The organism is Halonotius pteroides (genome assembly GCF_003605635.1).
In the GTDB taxonomy this organism is placed as follows: domain Archaea; phylum Halobacteriota; class Halobacteria; order Halobacteriales; family Haloferacaceae; genus Halonotius; species Halonotius pteroides.
Genome location: NZ_QMDW01000069.1, coordinates 1 through 1404, shown reverse-complemented (window position 1 = coordinate 1404; position 1404 = coordinate 1). Strand labels below are relative to the sequence as shown.

The following is a 1404-nucleotide window of genomic DNA, read 5'->3' as shown; positions in this document are numbered from 1 at the left end:
CATCTGTCTTTAGCTAATAGTGAAATCGCTTGACAGCAGTGGCTTGTCGAGATATATTTGAGACAGGAGCAAGGAGGCGGCAAGTGTGACCCAAGACGCCTCCTCATCCCGAATTGTGAATCGGCTCACTACGCTCTTTCCATCGACGATGCTCGAAGACCACGCCGAGGAACACGGCGTGGTCGAGCGAGAGGGAAAACTCCAGATTCCTGCCCTCGTCTGGGCATTCGTGTTCGGCTTCGCCACCGGCGAGAGCCGAACACTCGCAGGCTTCCGACGCAGCTACAACAGTACTGCCGACGAGACACTCACCGCTGGTGGCTTCTACCATCGACTAACCCCACGACTTGCCGACTTCCTCTGCGACCTCGTCGAACAACGGCTCGACGAGGTCGCTGTCCCCCATACGATCAGCGATGAGTTCGACCGATTCAGGGACATCATCGCCGCTGATGGCACGATTCTTCGGCTACACGAGTTCCTCGCCGATGAGTTTCAACCACGGAAAGGGGAGCAGGGTGGAGCGCGGCTCCACCTGCTCCACAACGTCACTGATCAGACAATCGAGCAGTTCAGCATCACCGACGAGAAAGCCCACGACAGCAATGGGTTCGACACTGGCCCGTGGCTCAGAGATCGGTTGGTGCTGTTCGATCAGGCGTATTTCAAATACCGCCGATTTGCACTAATCGATGAGAACGGCGGGTACTTTGTGAGTCGGCTGAAAGACAATGCGAACCCAGTGATAACCGGGGAATTCCGGGAATGGCGCGGCCGCGCCATTCCGCTGGAGGGCAAGCAGATTCAGGACGTAGCCGAAGACCTGCATCGAGAGATCATCGATGTAGAGATTGAAGCCGAGTTTCAGCGTCGACTGTACGAAGGGACACGGTCATTGGATACGAAGCAGTTCCGCGTCGTCGGCGTCCGCGATGAGGACGCCGACGACTATCACCTCTATATCACGAACCTCCCGCGAGAGGAGCTTCTTCCACGAGATATTGCGACGATATACCGATGTCGCTGGGAAGTAGAATTGTTATTCCGTGAGCTGAAGAGTCGGTACGAACTCGACGAGTTCGACACGACGAAGAAACACGTCGTAGAGATTCTCGTGTATGCGGCTCTACTGACGCTGTTAGTGAGTAGAGAGCTGCTTGATCTGGTGAGCGAGTACGCCGCAGATGAGGCTGTCTTCCCGCCAGAACGCTGGGCGGCGACCTTCCGGTCGCACGCCCAGCTCATCCTCCACGAACTGAGCCAGCATCTCGGCTACACACCACCGCCATTGATCGACCGGATGGCTGAAGACGCCCAGAAAATCCATCAGGAACGACCAATCCTCCAAGAGAGACTCGCTACCGCGACACAGCAGGAGATAGCGAATTAGCTAAAGACGAATGC

The 1404-nt window shown here is 56.3% G+C and carries 1 protein-coding gene; it reads left to right on the top strand.

Annotation, left to right across the window (positions count from 1 at the left end; translation table 11 throughout):
* Positions 1 to 115: 115 nt before the first annotated feature.
* Positions 116 to 1390, top strand: coding sequence for an IS4 family transposase (locus DP106_RS15060; protein ID WP_120086618.1), 1275 nt, complete (start codon positions 116 to 118; stop codon positions 1388 to 1390).
* The last annotated feature ends 14 nt before the right edge of the window (positions 1391 to 1404 follow it).